The 15,692-nt window shown below is 71.5% G+C and carries 15 protein-coding genes; 6 read left to right on the top strand and 9 right to left on the bottom strand.

Features of this window, described 5'->3' with window-relative positions:
- Nucleotides 1-44 precede the first annotated feature (44 nt).
- A complete protein-coding gene (gene yaaA, locus EHO50_RS02135; RefSeq protein ID WP_128428063.1) occupies nt 45-827 on the top strand; it encodes a peroxide stress protein YaaA in 783 nt (260 codons plus the stop codon).
- 104 nt (nt 828-931) lie between these two features.
- Complete coding sequence (gene eda / locus EHO50_RS02140) at nt 932-1,582, top strand: bifunctional 4-hydroxy-2-oxoglutarate aldolase/2-dehydro-3-deoxy-phosphogluconate aldolase (protein WP_128428064.1); 651 nt, start codon at nt 932-934, stop codon at nt 1,580-1,582.
- On the opposite strand, the gene EHO50_RS02145 is transcribed toward eda, so the two are convergent.
- The 3 genes from EHO50_RS02145 to EHO50_RS02155 form a co-directional block, all read right to left on the bottom strand.
- Complete coding sequence (locus EHO50_RS02145) at nt 1,565-2,839, bottom strand: bifunctional RNase H/acid phosphatase (protein WP_128428065.1); 1,275 nt, start codon at nt 2,837-2,839, stop codon at nt 1,565-1,567. The two genes, eda and EHO50_RS02145, sit on opposite strands and share 18 nt — an antisense overlap.
- An 89-nt stretch (nt 2,840-2,928) precedes the next feature.
- Nucleotides 2,929-3,672, bottom strand: coding sequence for a zinc ribbon domain-containing protein (locus EHO50_RS02150; RefSeq protein ID WP_128428926.1), 744 nt, complete (start codon nt 3,670-3,672; stop codon nt 2,929-2,931).
- Entirely contained in the window at nt 3,669-4,523 is an 855-nt protein-coding gene (locus EHO50_RS02155) for a Nif3-like dinuclear metal center hexameric protein (protein WP_128428066.1), read from the bottom strand. Before EHO50_RS02155 ends, EHO50_RS02150 begins: the two co-directional genes overlap by 4 nt.
- 222 nt (nt 4,524-4,745) lie before the next feature.
- Here EHO50_RS02155 and EHO50_RS02160 point away from each other — a divergent pair, with 222 nt between their 5' ends.
- Complete coding sequence (locus EHO50_RS02160; protein WP_128428067.1) at nt 4,746-5,900, top strand: hypothetical protein; 1,155 nt, start codon at nt 4,746-4,748, stop codon at nt 5,898-5,900.
- Between the two features lie 373 nt (nt 5,901-6,273).
- Here the strand turns inward: EHO50_RS02160 and EHO50_RS02165 are convergent, their stop codons facing one another.
- Genes EHO50_RS02165 through EHO50_RS02175 form a run of 3 tightly spaced genes read right to left on the bottom strand, consistent with a single transcriptional unit; the run spans nt 6,274 to nt 9,203 of the window.
- Entirely contained in the window at nt 6,274-7,212 is a 939-nt protein-coding gene (locus tag EHO50_RS02165; RefSeq protein ID WP_128428068.1) for a 3-oxoacyl-ACP reductase, read from the bottom strand.
- A gap of 25 nt (nt 7,213-7,237) precedes the next feature.
- Complete coding sequence (locus EHO50_RS02170) at nt 7,238-8,314, bottom strand: Zn-dependent alcohol dehydrogenase (RefSeq protein WP_128428069.1); 1,077 nt, start codon at nt 8,312-8,314, stop codon at nt 7,238-7,240.
- 31 nt (nt 8,315-8,345) lie between these two features.
- The gene (locus EHO50_RS02175) at nt 8,346-9,203 is read right to left on the bottom strand and encodes a MaoC/PaaZ C-terminal domain-containing protein (RefSeq protein WP_128428070.1); all 858 of its coding nucleotides are present in this window, start codon (nt 9,201-9,203) and stop codon (nt 8,346-8,348) included.
- Between the two features lie 667 nt (nt 9,204-9,870).
- Between EHO50_RS02175 and EHO50_RS02180 the strand changes: the two genes are divergently transcribed.
- Both EHO50_RS02180 and EHO50_RS02185 read left to right on the top strand, forming a co-directional pair.
- Nucleotides 9,871-10,077 carry a hypothetical protein gene (locus tag EHO50_RS02180; protein WP_128428071.1) on the top strand — a complete coding sequence of 69 codons (207 nt, stop codon included), beginning with the start codon at nt 9,871-9,873 and terminating at the stop codon, nt 10,075-10,077.
- Between the two features lie 113 nt (nt 10,078-10,190).
- Nucleotides 10,191-10,823 (top strand): response regulator transcription factor, encoded by a 633-nt coding sequence (locus EHO50_RS02185; RefSeq protein WP_128428927.1) that lies wholly within the window; start codon nt 10,191-10,193, stop codon nt 10,821-10,823.
- A 30-nt stretch (nt 10,824-10,853) separates the two neighbouring features.
- Here the strand turns inward: EHO50_RS02185 and EHO50_RS02190 are convergent, their stop codons facing one another.
- Genes EHO50_RS02190 through EHO50_RS02200 form a run of 3 tightly spaced genes read right to left on the bottom strand, consistent with a single transcriptional unit; the run spans nt 10,854 to nt 13,681 of the window.
- Entirely contained in the window at nt 10,854-11,648 is a 795-nt protein-coding gene (locus tag EHO50_RS02190; RefSeq protein ID WP_181449535.1) for a hypothetical protein, read from the bottom strand.
- Nucleotides 11,648-12,187, bottom strand: coding sequence for a SigE family RNA polymerase sigma factor (locus tag EHO50_RS02195; protein ID WP_128428073.1), 540 nt, complete (start codon nt 12,185-12,187; stop codon nt 11,648-11,650). The genes EHO50_RS02190 and EHO50_RS02195 overlap by 1 nt, the downstream gene beginning before the upstream one ends.
- Nucleotides 12,188-12,238: 51 nt before the next feature.
- Nucleotides 12,239-13,681: an MFS transporter gene (locus EHO50_RS02200; RefSeq protein ID WP_128428074.1), complete on the bottom strand. Its 1,443-nt coding sequence runs from the start codon at nt 13,679-13,681 to the stop codon at nt 12,239-12,241.
- Between the two features lie 186 nt (nt 13,682-13,867).
- Between EHO50_RS02200 and EHO50_RS02205 the strand changes: the two genes are divergently transcribed.
- Nucleotides 13,868-15,622 carry an MFS transporter gene (locus EHO50_RS02205; RefSeq protein ID WP_128428075.1) on the top strand — a complete coding sequence of 585 codons (1,755 nt, stop codon included), beginning with the start codon at nt 13,868-13,870 and terminating at the stop codon, nt 15,620-15,622.
- Nucleotides 15,623-15,692: the final 70 nt, after the last annotated feature.

Consider the following 15,692-nt stretch of genomic DNA (forward strand, 5'->3'; position numbering starts at 1 on the left):
TGGCACGCCGTACGCTGTGGCGGAGTTCGAGTGAAGGAGTACGTGTGCTTGTCCTGCTGCCGCCTTCCGAAGGCAAGGCCTCGTCCGGTCGGGGTGCGCCGCTGAAGCTGGAGTCGTTGTCCTTGCCGGGGCTGAGCGAGGCGCGGGAGGCCGTGCTGAGCGAGCTGGTCGAGCTGTGCAGCGGTGACGAGGGCAAGGCGCGGGACGTACTCGGGTTGAGCGAGGGGCTGCGCGGCGAGGTCGGCAAGAACGCCGAGCTGCGCACGGCCGGGGCGCGGCCCGCCGGGGAGATCTACACCGGCGTGCTGTACGACGCCCTCGACCTGGCGTCGCTGGACACGGCGGCGAAGAAGCGGGCGACTCGGTCGCTGCTCGTCTTCTCGGGGCTGTGGGGTGCGGTGCGCGTGAACGACCGCATCCCCTCCTACCGCTGCTCGATGGGCGTGAAGCTGCCCGCCCTCGGCGCGCTCGGCGCGTACTGGCGGGCGCCGATGGCGGACGTGCTGCCCGAGGCGGCCGGGGACGGGCTGGTGCTGGATCTGCGGTCGTCGGCGTACGCGGCGGCATGGAAGCCGAAGGGCGAGGTGGCCGGGCGAACGGCGACGGTACGGGTGCTGCATGCGCCGACCCGGAAGGTCGTCAGCCACTTCAACAAGGCGACGAAGGGGCGGATCGTACGGAGCCTGCTGACGGCAGGGGCGGCTCCCGGCGGGCCTGCCGAGCTGGTCGAGGCGCTGCGGGACCTCGGGTACGAGGTGGAGGTGGAGGCGCCGGCCAAGGCCGGGAAGCCGTGGACGCTGGATGTGCTGGTGGCGGAGATCCACTGACGCACGCCCCGCCCCGCCCCACCCACCTCACTCCAGCCCTCCTGGCTATTGCAGCATGCGCAATGCTCTTTGCGCATGCTGCTTGCGGTGGGCAGGATGACGCCATGACCTCAGTCCTGGATCTCGCGCCCGTCGTCCCCGTGGTCGTGGTCGACGACCCCTTGGACGCCGTTCCTCTGGCCCGGGCGCTGGTCGCGGGCGGGCTGCCCGCGATCGAGGTGACGTTGCGGACGCCGGCCGGCCTGGCGGCGATCCGGGAGATCGCGGACGCCGTGCCGGACGCGGTGGTCGGGGCCGGCACGGTGATTACGCCGGAGCAGGTGGCGGAGGCGGTCGCGGCGGGGGCGCGTTTTCTGGTCAGCCCCGGCTGGACGGACGTACTGCTGGATGCGATGCGCGCATCCGGGGTGCCGTTCCTGCCCGGGGTGTCCACCACGTCGGAGGTCGTGGCACTCCTCGAGCGCGGGGTGCGGGAGATGAAGTTCTTCCCGGCGGAGGCGGCGGGCGGTACGGCCTATCTCAAGTCGTTGTACGGGCCGTTGCCGCAGGCCCGGTTCTGCCCCACGGGCGGGATCGGTCCGGCGTCGGCCCCCGACTATCTCGCCCTGCCCAACGTCGGGTGCGTGGGCGGGAGTTGGATGCTTCCGGCGGACGCGGTCGCGGCGCGGGACTGGGGGCGGATCGAGGCGCTGGCGCGGGAGGCGGCCGGGCTCAAGGGGCCAGCCGGGCTCAAGGGCTCAGGCGCGCAGGTGTGACGTGTCGTTGAAGAGCCGTACGCTCGCGTTGCCGTCGGCGTAGTACGCCACCGCCGAGAGGGAGGCCGCCGAGAGTTCCATGCGGAACAGGGACTCGGGCGGGGCGCCCAGGGCGAGGCGTACGAACGTCTTGATCGGGGTGACGTGCGTGACGAGGAGGACCGTGCGGCCCGCGTACGCCGCGATCAGCTTGTCGCGGGTGGCGGCGATGCGGGTGGCGGTCGCCGCGAAGCTCTCGCCGTCGCCGGTGGGGCGGGCCTCCGGGTCGGCCAGCCAGGCGGTGAGGTCGTCCGGGTAGCGCTCGCGGACCTCGCCGAAGGTGAGCCCCTCCCAGGCGCCGAAGTCGGTCTCGCGCAGGCCGTCGTCGATGCTCACGTCGAGGCCGAGGCGGGCGGCGACGATGCCGGCGGTCTCCCGGGTACGGGTGAGGGGCGAGGCGACGATGTGCTGGATGGTGCCGCGCCGGGCGAGGGCGGCGCCGACGCGCTCGGCCTGCTCCCGGCCGACGTCGGAGAGGGACGGATCGGTACCGCCGCTGCCGGAGAACCGCTTCTGGGGGGTGAGGGGGGTTTCCCCGTGCCGGAGCAGCACGAAGGTGGCGGGCGCCCCCATGTCGGCGGGAGCCCAGCCGGAGGAAGGCGCGGCGACGGTGCGGGCGGCCCGGACATCGGCCTCGGCCTTGGCGTCTTCCGGCGGGCCGGAGGGCTCAGGCTCCCCGGCAGTCGACCCCGTCACCTCAGCCACCTCAGCCACGTCAGCCACCTCAGTCACGGCACTCGCAGCCCTCGCAGCCCTCGCGTCAGCCGCCTCCAGCTCCGCCACGGAAGCCGCCGCCGACCACTGCTCCCCCCGCTTCCCGGCGTCCATCGCCTCGTTGGCCAGCCGGTCCGCGTGCTTGTTCTGCTCCCGGGGGATCCACTCGTACGTCACCTGCGTCGCCGGCAGGACCCGTGCCGCCTCGAACGCCAGCGGCTTCATGTCCGGGTGCTTGATCTTCCAGCGGCCCGACATCTGCTCGATGACCAGCTTGGAGTCCATACGGACGTGGACCGTGGCCGTCGGGTCCAGCTCGCGCGCGGCGCGCAGGCCGGCGAGCAGGCCACGGTACTCGGCGACGTTGTTCGTGGCGATGCCGATGTACTCGGCCGCCTCGGCCAGCGTCTGCCCCGTGGCCGCGTCGACGACCACGGCACCGTAGCCCGCGGGCCCCGGGTTGCCCCGTGACCCGCCGTCGGCCTCGACGATGAACTCCCGCACGACCAGAACCCCTTAACCCCTCAGACCCTCAAAGCCTCAGACCTTCAAAGCCTCAGACCCTCAGCCGAAGCCCCTCAGTGCGAGGCGCCTTACAGACCCGACTCGGCCGTACGCACCAGAATCCGGCGGCAGTTCTCGCACCGCACCACCGTGTTCGGCGCCGCCGCGCGGATCTCGCTCAGCTCGGTGATGGCGAGCTCCTGGCGGCAGCCCTGGCAGGTGCGCTGGTACAGCCTGGCCGCGCCGACGCCGCCCTGCTGCTGGCGCAGCTTGTCGTAGAGCTTCAGCAGGTCCGCGGGGACGGCGGCCGCGATGACCTCGCGCTCCTTCGTCACCGACGCCACCTCGCCGTCGATCTCCTCGAACGCGGCGTCCCGGCGGGCGGTCGCGTCGTCGACCTTCCCCTGAACGGCACCGACCCGCTCGGTCAGCTCGGCGACCCGCTCCTGCGCGGACTCGCGGCGCTCCATGACCTCCAGGACGATGTCCTCCAGGTCGCCCTGGCGCTTGGCGAGGGAGGCGATCTCGTGCTGGAGGTTCTCCAGGTCCTTCGGGGAGGTGATGGCTCCGGAGTCCAGGCGCTGCTGGTCGCGGGCGGCGCGCTGGCGCACCTGGTCCACGTCCTGCTCGGCCTTGGTCTGCTCGCGGGCGCAGTCGCTCTCCTCGGTCTGCGCGGCCACGAGCAGGTCACGCAGCTGCGTGTGGTCCTTGGTCAGCGTCTCGATCTCGGCGTGCTCCGGCAGCGACTTCCGCTTGTGCGCGAGCTGCTGGAGGCGGACGTCGAGGGCCTGGACGTCGAGGAGGCGGATCTGGTCGGCGGGCTCGGCGTTCAGTTGGGGGCTCCAGATGTGTCCGTGGTGGTGGACGCCGCGTGGGCGGTCCAGGGGTCGGTGACCGTCTTCGAGACGTGGACGCGCAGGTCCCATCCCTTGCGGTCGGAGATCTCGTCGAGCTGGGCGGCGGCCAGCTCGCACCAGGGCCATTCGGTGGCCCAGTGCGCCGCGTCGAGCAGCGCGAGAGGACTGTGGGCGAGGGCCTCGGACGCCGGGTGGTGGCGGAGGTCCGCGGTGAGGAAGGCATCGACGCCGGCGGCGCGTACCTGGTCGAAGAGGCTGTCGCCGGAACCGCCGCTGACGGCGATCGTGCGGACCGTCGCCTCCGGGTCGCCGGCCACGCGGATGCCCTGCGCGGTGGCGGGCAGCCGCTCGGCGGCGCGGGCGGCGAGATCGCGGACGGTCAGGGGGTGGTCGAGCTCGCAGACGCGGCCCAGACCCCGGCGGCCCTCGGGGTCGGTCGGGTCCGGCACCAGCGGTCGTACGACACGTAGATCCAGGGCGCCGGCCAGTGCGTCGCTGACTCCCGGGTCGGCCGTGTCCGCGTTGGTGTGCGCGACGTGCAGCGCGATGTCGTTCTTGATCAGCGTGTGGACGACCCGGCCCTTGAAGGTGGAGGCCGCCACGGTCGTCGTACCGCGAAGGTAGAGCGGGTGGTGGGTGACCAGCAGGTCGGCGCCCAGCTTCACCGCCTCGTCCACGATCTCCTGGACCGGGTCGACGGCGAACAGGACCCTGGAGACCTCCTGGTCGGGGTCGCCCACGACGGTGCCGACCGCGTCCCAGGACTCGGCCCGCTCGGCGGGCCACAGGTTCTCCAGCGCGGTGATGACTTCAGACAGACGGGGCACGAAGCAAAGGCTACCCGGCTGCACCGGTGCCGGAGCCGGTGGATCACCACTCCCCCGAACACCTCCGGCCGCATCGGGCGGTCCCCGGCCCGGCCCAGCACAGTCACCTCCGTTTCCTCAGGCGAATCGGTCTTCGGCCACCCCTTTGTGTGAAAGGGGAACCCCGCCGATCCCACGTCTGTGCGTGCGAAAACTAGCTTCGTCACTGGAGGTGACCGGACCATGACGGCCTGTGCGATCGAGCCCGCGGCGGAGCATGAGGACGACGAAGTGCCTCGGGCGGTATGCACCATCACGGCGGACGGTTCCTACGCAGCCCGCCTCGCGCTGAACGGCGACTGCTGGTTCCCGGAGCGCTGGACCCTCGACGGCCCCGAGCCCTACGCCGTGCCGCTGCCCTCCCACCAGCCGGAGGAACCCGGCACCGAGGTGCAGCCCATGGGCGACGGGCGGGTCCTCATCCGCCGCCCCACCGACGGACGGCACGTCTTCTCGCTGCTGTATCCGACCGGGCCCGGCACCGGTGAGCTGCTGCTGGGCGCGGTCCAGTGCCCGGACGAGGGGACCCGGCTGCGAATGCTGCCTCCCGCGCCGGGCGGCGACAAGGCGTACGCCCTCGCCGTGGGCCGGCGTTCCAGCGCGGTGTGGCTGGTGGCGGGGGGCGCCTTCGGGCCCGAGCACCTCGCGGAGATCCCGGGGCGCTGCTCGGGCGGGGTGTGGCTGGACCGGGGCGGGCGGATACTGGCGCTCGACCGGGAGTCCGGGGGCCGTACGAAGGCCGTCGTGGTCGATCTGGAGCGGGGCGGCGAGGTGTCGCCGCTGCTGCAGATCACGGCGGACAGCGACGACCGGTTGCTGCTCGCCGACCCGGACAGCGGGCTGTTGCTGATCCGCTCGGACGCTCCCTCGCCGGGGCAGGAACGGTTGGGCTGGGGGGTGCTGGGCAGCACGCTGCCGGTGCGCTTCCCGGAGTGCCTGCGGGTGCCCGACTGCACGGTGACGCCGTTCGCGATCCAGCCGGGGCAGGTGCTGACGCCGGAGAGCTGCGGGGTGGCGCTGCGCATCGACGGGCCGGTCGGGAGCTGGGTGGGTGTGTGGCGGCCCGCCGAGCGTCAGGTACGTCATCTCGCGGCGCCCGAGGGATGGTTGGCGGGGGCCGGGTTGTGGACGCGGGACGGGGTGCTGCAACTGCCGTACGCCACGCGGGAGGTACGGTGCGGGGTGGCTCGTACGGAGTTGCCACCACTGGAGGAAAGACCGGAAGCAGAACCGCAGTCGCCGTCTTCCATGCCGGTGGAAAAGGAGCCTCCGGGTCCTGTCGCAGCCCGCCCCGTGCCCTTGCAGCAAGCGCCGTTGGGCGGTCTTGTAACGAAGTAGTGGCGGTTGGCGTGGCCGTCTGGATTCGGCCCGTGGTCGTCCGGTTAAACTCGCCCGGCTGTAAGAAAGATCATGTTGACGGGGTGAGTTTTCCGATGAGCAACGCCAGCACGACCCAGCCGGGGCCGGCCGACGTTCACGACGTTCAGAAGGCCTCCGGCCACGGCAGGCACCGGGGCCCGGTGTCGTCCCACGACAGCGAGACGGCTCCCCGCGGCCGTCACCGCAAGCCGGCCGAGGAAACCGAAACGGCAGCCTGACAAGTCGGCGCCAGCCTGACGCCGCGCGCCGCAACGGCATACGGCCCTGTTCCTCCCTGAGGAGCAGGGCCGTTGCCGTATCTACCCGCGGGCCGGCCTCGACCCCCCGCGACCTATCCGCGTTTCAGCGCCAGGACCTCCGCCGCCCCGAAGGTCTCCTCCGCCGGCCGCTCCGCGTAGTGCGGGGTGAGCAGCGCATCGAGCTCGTCGTGCGTGAAAGCCTCCTGCTTGCTGTCGAACTTCGCGGCGACCCGCGGCCGTTCGACGATCGCCACCATGCCGCCGTGTACGACGAGCAGCTGGCCGTTGATCCGGGCGGCGGCCGGTGCGGCCAAGTAGCCGACGAGCGGGGCGACATGCTCGGGGGCCAGCGGGTCCAGGCCGTCCGCCGGCCGGCCGAGGCCTGCGAAGACGTCCTCGGTCATACGGGTCCGGGCGCGCGGGCAGATGGCGTTCGCCGTCACGCCGTACTTGGCGAGGGCGAGGGCGGTGGAGGTGGTGAGCCCGACGATTCCGCCCTTCGCGGCCGCATAGTTGGGCTGTCCGGCGGACCCCGCGAGGAACGCCTCCGACGAGGTGTTCACGACCCGCCCGTACACCGGCCCGCCCGCCGCCTTGGACCGCTCGCGCCAGTGCGCGGCGGCGAAGCGGATGGTGTTGAAGTGGCCCTTGAGGTGGACCCGGATCACCGAGTCCCACTCCTCCTCCGCCATGGAGAAGACCATGCGGTCGCGCAGGATGCCCGCGTTGTTGACCAGGATGTCCAGCTTGCCGAACTCGGCGATCGCCAACTCGACGAGTTCCTGGGCATGTTGGAAGTCGGCGACGTCACCGGTGTGGGCGAGCGCCCGGCCGCCCGCCTTCCGTATCTCGGCGGCGACCTCCTCGGCGGGCCCGGTGGAGGCCTCGCCCGAGCCGTCCCGGCCGGGCTGCCCGTAGTCGTTGACGACGACGGCGGCGCCGAGCCGGGCGAGTTCGAGCGCCTCGGCCCGGCCGAGACCTCGCCCGGCGCCGGTGACGATGGCGGACAGTCCCTCGAGTGGCAGTGACATCAACGTCCCTTCGCAGGCGGTGGGTTCAGATCTCGATGCACGTACGCAGTGCAGTGCCCGTCCGCATCTGGTCCAGGGCCTCGTTGATGTCGGAGAGCGGCACGCGGTGGGTGATCAGGCCGGCGAGGTCGATCCGGCCTGCGCGCCAGAGCGCGATCGTCCGCTCGTAGGAGCGCAGGACGTCTCCGCCGCCGTACATGGACGGCAGGATCCGCTTCTCGTCGAAGAACAGCTCGAACATGTTGAGCTGGAGGAAGTCGTCCATCGCTCCGGCGCCGACGACGACGAGCGTGCCGCCGCGCCTGGTGTTCTCGTAGGCCGTGCGGGCGGTGGCGGACTTGCCGACGACCTCGAAGACGTAGTCGAAGCCTTCGCCGGCGGTGACCTGTTGCTTGGCGTCGGCCAGCTCGTCCGGTGAAACCGCCTTCGTTGCACCGAACTTGAGCGCGGACTCGCGGCGCGAGGCGACCGGGTCGACGGCGACGATCTCGGCGGCCCCCTTGAGCCGGGCGCCCTGGATCGCGGAGATGCCGACGCCGCCGCAGCCGATGACGGCGACGGACGAACCCGCCTCCACGTCCGCGGTGTTGAGTGCGGCGCCGAGCCCCGTGGTCACCCCGCAGCCGATGAGGGCGGCGATGTCGAAGGGCACGTCGTCGGGGATCGGCACCGCGCATCCGGCGTCGACGACGACTTCCTCGGCGAAGGTGCCGGTGCCGGCGAAGCCGAAGACGTCCCCGGCGGGGCGCTTGAAGTTGGGGGTGCCGGCGTTCATGAAACCTGCCAGGCACAGCTCGGTCTGGCCGCGCTTGCAGGCGGGGCAGGCGCCGCAGGCGGGGAGCCAGCAGACGACGACCCGGTCGCCGGGCTTCAGGTTCCGCACGCCTTCCCCGACCTCGACGATCTCGCCCGCACCCTCATGACCGGGCACGAACGGGCCCGGCTGCGGAAGCACCCCCGCCATCGCGGACAGATCCGAATGACACAGCCCGGTCGCCCGCACCCGGACCCTCACCTTGCCGGGCCCGAAGCCCACCGCCTCGACGTCGTCGAGGACCTCGAGCTTGTCCTGACCGATCTCGTGCAGTACGGCTGCTCGCATGGTGCGGCTCCCCTCGTACGGCGTTCTGGACTCAGGTGTGTTCGACGATGGTGTCGGCGAGGACGGGCGCGTCGTCCCGCTCGATGGCGCTCACGGCGACCCTTGTGGACTCCGGCGTGTGCCACATGCGGATCCGCAGGGTCTCCCCCGGATACACGACCCCGGCGAACCGGGTGACGTACGACCGCACCCGGGTCACGTCCCCGCCGAGCAGCGTGTCCACGACCGCCTTGAGCGTCATGCCGTATGTGCACAGCCCGTGCAGGATGGGCCGCTCGAACCCGGCGACCTTGGCGAACTCGGGGTCGGCGTGCAGGGGGTTCCAGTCGCCGGAGAGGCGGTAGAGCAGGGCCTGGTCCTCGCGGACGGGCCGCTCGACGACCCGGTCGGGCTCACCGACGGGCGGTTCGAGGCGGGCGGACGGGCCCCGGTCTCCTCCCCAGCCTCCTTCTCCCCTTACGAAGATCTGGGCGTCGTTGGTCCACAACGGGCCGTCGGCGTCGGCGACTTCGGTGCGCATGACGAGGACGGCCGCCTTGCCCTTGTCGTAGACGGCGGCGATGCGGCCGGTGGCGGTCGCGGTGCCCTCGGCCGGGATGGGCCGGTGGATCGTCAGCGTCTGCCCGCCGTGCAGGACGCGGGCGAGGTCGACCTCGATGCCGGGCATGGACAGGCTGCTGATCACGCCGGGCGAGCCGGAGCCCGCGACGGTGGCGAAGCTCGGCAGGACGTGCAGCCGGGACTCCAGGGTGTAGCGCAGTTCGTCGGGGTCGGTCGCCGGGGTGCCGGCTCCGATACCGAGGTGGTAGAGCTGCACGTCCTTGGAGTTCCAGGTGATCTCACCCGTCCGGGGCTCTGCTGCAACGGCCTTGGCCGCGTCGATGGGCATGGGGCTCCTGAAGGCTCGCTCTTGGATCGGAGACCTCGGTACGGCCGTCCGCACCGTCGGCCGCACCGAGGTCGTCACGGGCCGTTCTAGAACGCGTTCCAGTCCGGCGCCCCCTGTATAGCCGAGCGCCCTGCACTTGTGAAGGCTCCTGACGCTCCATCAGGTCCGGTTCACCGGTTCGACGTGCCGCACCTTCCGCCCTGCCGAATCGCCGACGAGGGCCCTCGCCGCGCAGGAGGGCCGTTCCTCGACCTCACCCACTCGCGACCGGAGGCCGGCGAGTCCCGTAACGAGTTCGAGCCACATTCACCGGCCCCCTTACCGATTCGCATGCCGTTCACAGCAGTCGGCCAAGTCTTCAACCGTCGCTATCCAGTCATCATCCAGTCATCAACTCCCTTGCCAGCAGGCCTCGTTGTATGCCTCGGCGGTAGAATGGCCGGGCTCGGTCCACAAGTACCGACGAGCCAGGACGACGTGCAGGGGGATGCACATGAACACCTTGGGCCACGCCGGTTCCACCGCGTGGTTACCCCGGGTTCGCTCCCTGAGCGACTTCCCGCGGATACGGCCTCAATGCGTGAACATCGGCCGTCCGGGTGGCGCGTGCACTTACTCCCACGGGATCCGGATGCCGATGTTCTGACAGAACTCGGAAGGATCGTCGTTGTCTGCTCCGTCGCCGGTGTGCAATCACCGGGTCTTCGTCGTTGTCATCGTTGCCCTGTTGTCGGTCATCGCGGGCATCATCGTCGGAATCCTCATGAGTGCCGGGGGCGCCGGGCTGCCCACGGCACTCATCGCAGGAGGCGGCGGCTTCGTCTCCTCCGTGACCGTGAGTTTGCTCATCACGAACGCCGTCGGTCTGACGTGATCGCGACGGGTGGCGCCACTCCAAGAACCGGTTCCGCCGAAGTCGCGCCACCCTGCTCGTGACAAGCGCGTTCCACTCACGCGCGTTCCTCTTACGCTGGCCTCGTGAACGAGATGCCCCGGGACCACCGGCCTGCCAAGTCCATCAGGGTCCTGCTCGCCGAGGACCCGGGCATGACGCACGGGGCACTCGCCTTACTGCTCGGGATGGAGCCGGACATCAAGGTCGTGGCGCAGGTGTCGGCCGGGGACGCGATCGTGGACGCCGCCCTCGTCCACCGCCCGGACGTCGCCCTTCTCGACATCGAGCTGCCGGGCCTCAGCGGGCTGGACGCCGCGGCCGAGCTGCGCGACCAGGTTCCCGACTGCCGGGTGCTGATCCTGACGACCTTCGGCCGCCCCGGCCATCTGCGCCGGGCCATGGAGGCGGGAGCCGCCGGTTTCCTGGTGAAGGACGGCCCCGTGGAGGAACTGGCGGTCGCGATCCGCCGCGTCCTGACCGGCGAGACGGTGATCGACACGGCTCTCGCCGCGGCCGCCCTCAGCGCCGGCCCCAACCCGCTCACCGCCCACGAGTGCGACGTCCTCAACGCCGCGGTGGACGGCGTAACGGTCGCCGACATCGCCGGCAAGCTCCACCTCTCCGAGTCCACGGTCCGCGACCACCTCTCCTCCGCCATCGGCAAGACCGGCACCCGCAACCGGACGGAGGCGCTGCGGGAGGCACGGCAGCGGGGGTGGCTGTAGCCGCGGCCTCCCAGGTCGCCCGCCCGCTCTCTACTGGATCACCTCCGCCGCCCTGTTGGCAGCCCCCTTCGGCCCCACGCACACGAACCACTTCAGCGGAGAACCCGCGGCCGCCTTGGGCAGGTCCACGCTGCTGGTGCCGTCCGACCAGGTGCACTTGACCTGCTGAGCCGTTTTGGCGACACGGCCGACGGCGAGCCGGTTGGGGCCCAAGGTGCCTCCCTTCGTCAGTGGCAGCGCGCCGAACACGATGTCCTTGCCCGCCATGTGGTCCCACTTCTCGACCGTGTCGAAGACCAGGACCCGGGGGCGGCTGGTGCCGTAGTGGAGGCTCACGAAGTACGACGTCCTGCCGACGACCTCGGAGAGCTCCGGCTGTGCCGGGGCCTCGATGCCGTACTCCGTCATCGCGGCCAGTTGCTTGCGCGCCTCCGCCTTGTCCCGCGGTGGTCCCCACACGGAGATGACGACGCGCCAGTCCTCGCCCTCGTCGGTCCCCCGCGACAGCTCGGTCTGCTGCGGCTCGTACACATGCCGCTCCTCGCCCATCGGCGCCTGCGTCGCCACCCGCACCCCCCGCCCACCGTCCCCGCCGGGCAGCCCGGCCACCGCCAGGGAGCCCGCCGAGCCCACCAGCGCCAGGGCCGTAACGGTCGCCACCGCCCAGCGGCGGGCCTTGCGGCGGCGGCCGCCGCGGAGCACCGCGTCGTAGGGGGCTATGCCGATCTCGACCCCGTCCGCGGCGTCGGCCAGCAGGAGGGCGATGTCCGTGTGGGTCGTGTCGTGGCTGGTCATGCCGTGGTTCGTCTCCCGGTCCGCGCTCATCACTTACGCCCTCCCTGCGTCACCATCTCGGCCAGTCCCGGTATGGCGCGGAGTTTCGCGATCCCCTTGGCCGCATTGCTCTTCACCGCGCCGACGGAGCAGCCCATCGCCTCCGCCGTCTGCGTCTCGGTCAGGTCCTCCCAGTACCGCAGGACCACCGCCTCCCGCTGCCGTGGCGGCAGTTGGGCGAGCGCCGACAGCAGGGCGCTGCGGTCCTCGGCCTGGGCGATGCGGTCACCGGTGTCCGCCACCTCGCGCACCAGGCCGGAGTCGTCCTTCGGCGCGAGGAACTCCCTGAGCCTTCTGCGGTGTTTGCGTGCATGCGCGTTGATCATCACGCGCCGTACATAGGCCTCCGGGTCGTCGGCCGAGCCGACGCGACGCCAGGCCACGTAGGCCTGTTCGAGCGTCGACTGGACCAGGTCCTCCGCGGCATGCTGCTCCCCCGTGAGGAGAAATGCCGTACGCATCAGCCGCGGCCAGCGGCCGATGACAAAGCTCTGGAACTCCGAGTCCCGAGCCGCCTTGCGATCCCCCATGGGCACCTCCTAGATATTCAAAGGAGTCCATGAGCCGCCCGGACCGTTGCCTCAGGACGCGGACGTTTTTCTCGGCAGCCACACCAAGATCAGCGCCGTCCCCGCCAAGAGCACCACCGCCGACGTACGGAACACCAGCGCGTATCCCTCGGTCAGCGCCTGCGGCGTCTCAGCCAGCGCCCCCGGCGTCCCGCTCCCCGCCGACCGCGCCGCCGCGATCGCCGACATGACCGCGAGCCCCAGCGAACCGCCCATCGTGCGCGAGGTGTTGACCAGCCCCGACACCAGCCCGGCCTCACCCGGCTGCGCCCCGGACGTGGCCAGCGCCGCGAGGGGGGTAGCCCCCAGACCCGCGCCCAGCATCATCAAAATCCCCGGCACCATGATCGAGGTCACATACGCGCCGTGCACGCTCAGCATCGACTGCCAGCCGAAGCCGACGGCGGCGACGACCGTGCCCAGCGCCGCCACGTTGCGCGCGCCCACCGCCGGCATCAGCCGCGGCGCGAGCTTGGAGCCGATGAGCACGGCCAGCGAGCTCGGCACCAGTGCCAGTCCGGCCTCCAGCGGGGTGTAGCCGAGCACGTTCTGCACGTACAGCGTCATGAAGAACCACATGCAGAACATCGCCGACCCGCACAGGAACATCGCCACGTTCGCCGACGACACCGCCCGCACCCGGAACAGCCCGAGCGGCATCAGCGGAGCCGCCGTACGCGACTCCACCACGAGGAAGACGCCGATCAGCGCCAGGCCGGCCAGCAGCGGCACCACCGTGGCCGTCGCCGTCCAGCCCTCGGCCTCCGTCTGCGAAATGCCGTACGCCAGCGTCGCGAGCCCGGACGTCACCAGTACCGCCCCCGGCAGATCCAGCCGCCGCCCGCCCCGGGCCCGGCTCTCCGCGAGCCAGCGCACGGCGCCGGCCAGCACCACCGCGCCCACCGGCACGTTGATCAGCAGCACCCACCGCCACGACAGCACATCCACCAGCACCCCTCCGACGAGCCCGCCCGCCGCACCACCCCCCGCACCCACGGCGGTCCAGGTGCCGATGGCCCGCGCACGCGCCGCCCCCTCCGGCACCGCCGCCGTCACGATCGTCAGCGTCGAGGGCGCCAGCACCGCGGCGCCCAGCCCCTGCACGGCCCGCGCGAGAAGCAGCTGCCAGTCCTGCTGGGCCAGCCCGCCGGCCAGCGAGGCCAGGGTGAACAGGCCGAGCCCGACGAGGAACATCCGCTTACGGCCGTAGAGGTCCCCGGCCCGCCCGCCGAGCAGCATGAACCCCGCGAAGGCGATGGCGTACGCGTTCACCACCCACTGCAGGCCCTGGGCGCTCAGCCCCAGATCGGCCCGCATCGACGGCAGTGCCACGTTCACGACGGACACGTCGAGCACGACCAGGAACTGCCCGGCGCACGCGAGCGCCACCACCAGCCAGGTGGGCGGCGCGGTACGGCGGGACGTGGGGGTGGTGGCGTCAGCGGCTCCGAGCATGACTGTCATGCTCTCAACGACCGACGCTCCTGGCATCGGGAATTCGGACCAGGCCAGTCCGCTGTCGACCTAGGCCCGTTCCCCTAGGCCCGTTCCCTCGGCCCGTTCCCCAAGAGAAAGTCAAGAAATCGTTAGCTGGCCAAAGCATCGGAATAGTTGCCCGGGCAGACGGAGTTCGGGGTACACATGACACGAACGACGAACGAACAGCCCACCGGCAGAGCGACCACCGGCGCCTCCGGCGCCCTCGTCCCGGTCCTCGCCTTCGCGGGCATCGTTGTCGCGGTGATGCAGACCCTGCTCGTCCCGGTCATCAAGGACCTGCCGCAGCTGCTGAGCACCGCGCCCAGCAACGCCACCTGGGTCCTGACCTCCACGCTGCTCTCGGGCGCCGTCGCCACCCCGATCATGGGCCGGCTCGGTGACCTCTACGGCAAGCGGCGCATGCTGATAGCCAGCCTGTCCGTGATGGTGATCGGCGCGCTGGTCAGCGCCTTCACCAGCACCCTCCTCCCCATGATCGTCGGCCGTACCCTCCAGGGCTTCGCGATGGGCGCGATCCCCCTCGGCATCGGCCTCATGCGCGACATGCTGCCCCGCGAGCGGCTCGGCTCGGCGATGGCCCTGATGAGCTCCTCGATCGGCGTCGGCGGCGGACTCGCGCTGCCCGCCGCGGCCCTGGTCGCCCAGCACGCCGACTGGCACGCCCTCTTCTACGGCGCCGCCGGCCTCGGCGCCCTCGCCATCGCCCTCACCCTCCTCGCCGTACCGGAGTCCAAGGTCCGCGCGGAAGGCTCCTTCGACGCCCTCGGAGCCCTCGGCCTCTCCGCCGGCCTGGTCCTCTTCCTCCTCCCGATCACCAAGGGCAGCGACTGGGGCTGGACGTCGGGCAGCACGCTCGGCATGTTCGCCGCGTCGGCCGCCGTCCTCGTCCTGTGGGGCGTCTACGAGCTGCGCGCCCAGGCCCCTCTGGTCGACCTGCGCACCACGGCCCGCCCGGCCGTCCTCTTCACCAACCTCGCGTCGATCATGGTCGGCGTCTCGTTCTACGTCGTCTCGCTCGTCCTCCCCCAGCTCCTCCAGCTGCCGAAGGCGACGGGCTACGGACTCGGCCAGTCGATGGTTGTGGCGGGCCTGCTGGTGGCCCCGCTCGGCCTGACGATGATGTTCACCGCACCGGTCTACGCCCGCCTCTCGGCGAAGTACGGCCCCAAGACCACCCTGATCCTCGGCCTGCTGATCATCGCCATCGGCTACGGCGCCGGCCTCGGCCTGATGAGCGCCCCCTGGCAGAGCCTCGTCATCTCGGTGGTCCTCGGCGCCGGTATCGGCCTGGCCTACTCCTCCCTGCCCGCCCTGATCGTCGGCGCGGTCCCGGCCTCGGAGACGGGCGCGGCGAACGGCCTCAACACGCTGATGCGTTCCATCGGTACGTCCGTGTCGAGCGCCGTCATCGGCATGGTGCTGGCCAACACCGCGAACAACGTCGGCGGCGTCGAGATCCCCACCATGCACGGCTTCCGCGTCTCCTTCCTGATCGCAACGGCCGCAGTCGCCGTAGGCCTCCTGCTCGCCCTCTTCCTCCCCAAGCAGCGCCCGGCCTCCACCCACCCGCAGCTGCGCGCCAGCAGCGAGGAGGACGCCAACCTGCAGCGCGCCGAAGAGGCACTGCGCGGCTTCCGCGGCCGCGTCCTGGACGCCTCGGGCACTCCGGTGGCCCGCGCCAAGGTCACCCTGATCGACCGCCGGGGCCGCCAGGCGGGCGCCACCCTCTCGTCGGAGGACGGCAGCTACACCCTCGCCGTCCCCGCCCAGGGCGCCTACGTCCTGGCCGCCCGAGCCGACGGCCACGCCCCGCTCGCCTCGTCGGCCACGCACACGGGCGACGACAGCCCGGTCGACCTGGACCTGTCGCTGCCGGGGAAGACGGTCAGCGCCTGAGACGGCCTGCGAAGGCCTGAGATCCACACCACCCGCACCCCCTGTCGCTTCACCGGCAGGGGGTGCGGCA

It is taken from the genome of Streptomyces cyaneus, from assembly GCF_004028635.1.
GTDB classification, from domain to species: domain Bacteria; phylum Actinomycetota; class Actinomycetes; order Streptomycetales; family Streptomycetaceae; genus Streptomyces; species Streptomyces cyaneus.

Coding starts and splice junctions, on each gene's coding strand:
- EHO50_RS02175 (WP_128428070.1), bottom strand. CDS start 9,203: ATGCCCATCGACGCGGCCAAGGCCGTTGCAGCAGAGCCCCGGACGGGT.
- EHO50_RS02190 (WP_181449535.1), bottom strand. CDS start 11,648: ATGAGCGCGGACCGGGAGACGAACCACGGCATGACCAGCCACGACACG.
- EHO50_RS02205 (WP_128428075.1), top strand. CDS start 13,868: ATGACACGAACGACGAACGAACAGCCCACCGGCAGAGCGACCACCGGC.
- EHO50_RS02200 (WP_128428074.1), bottom strand. CDS start 13,681: ATGCTCGGAGCCGCTGACGCCACCACCCCCACGTCCCGCCGTACCGCG.
- EHO50_RS02185 (WP_128428927.1), top strand. CDS start 10,191: ATGCCCCGGGACCACCGGCCTGCCAAGTCCATCAGGGTCCTGCTCGCC.
- EHO50_RS02160 (WP_128428067.1), top strand. CDS start 4,746: ATGACGGCCTGTGCGATCGAGCCCGCGGCGGAGCATGAGGACGACGAA.
- EHO50_RS02165 (WP_128428068.1), bottom strand. CDS start 7,212: ATGTCACTGCCACTCGAGGGACTGTCCGCCATCGTCACCGGCGCCGGG.
- EHO50_RS02195 (WP_128428073.1), bottom strand. CDS start 12,187: ATGGGGGATCGCAAGGCGGCTCGGGACTCGGAGTTCCAGAGCTTTGTC.
- eda (WP_128428064.1), top strand. CDS start 932: ATGACCTCAGTCCTGGATCTCGCGCCCGTCGTCCCCGTGGTCGTGGTC.
- EHO50_RS02170 (WP_128428069.1), bottom strand. CDS start 8,314: ATGCGAGCAGCCGTACTGCACGAGATCGGTCAGGACAAGCTCGAGGTC.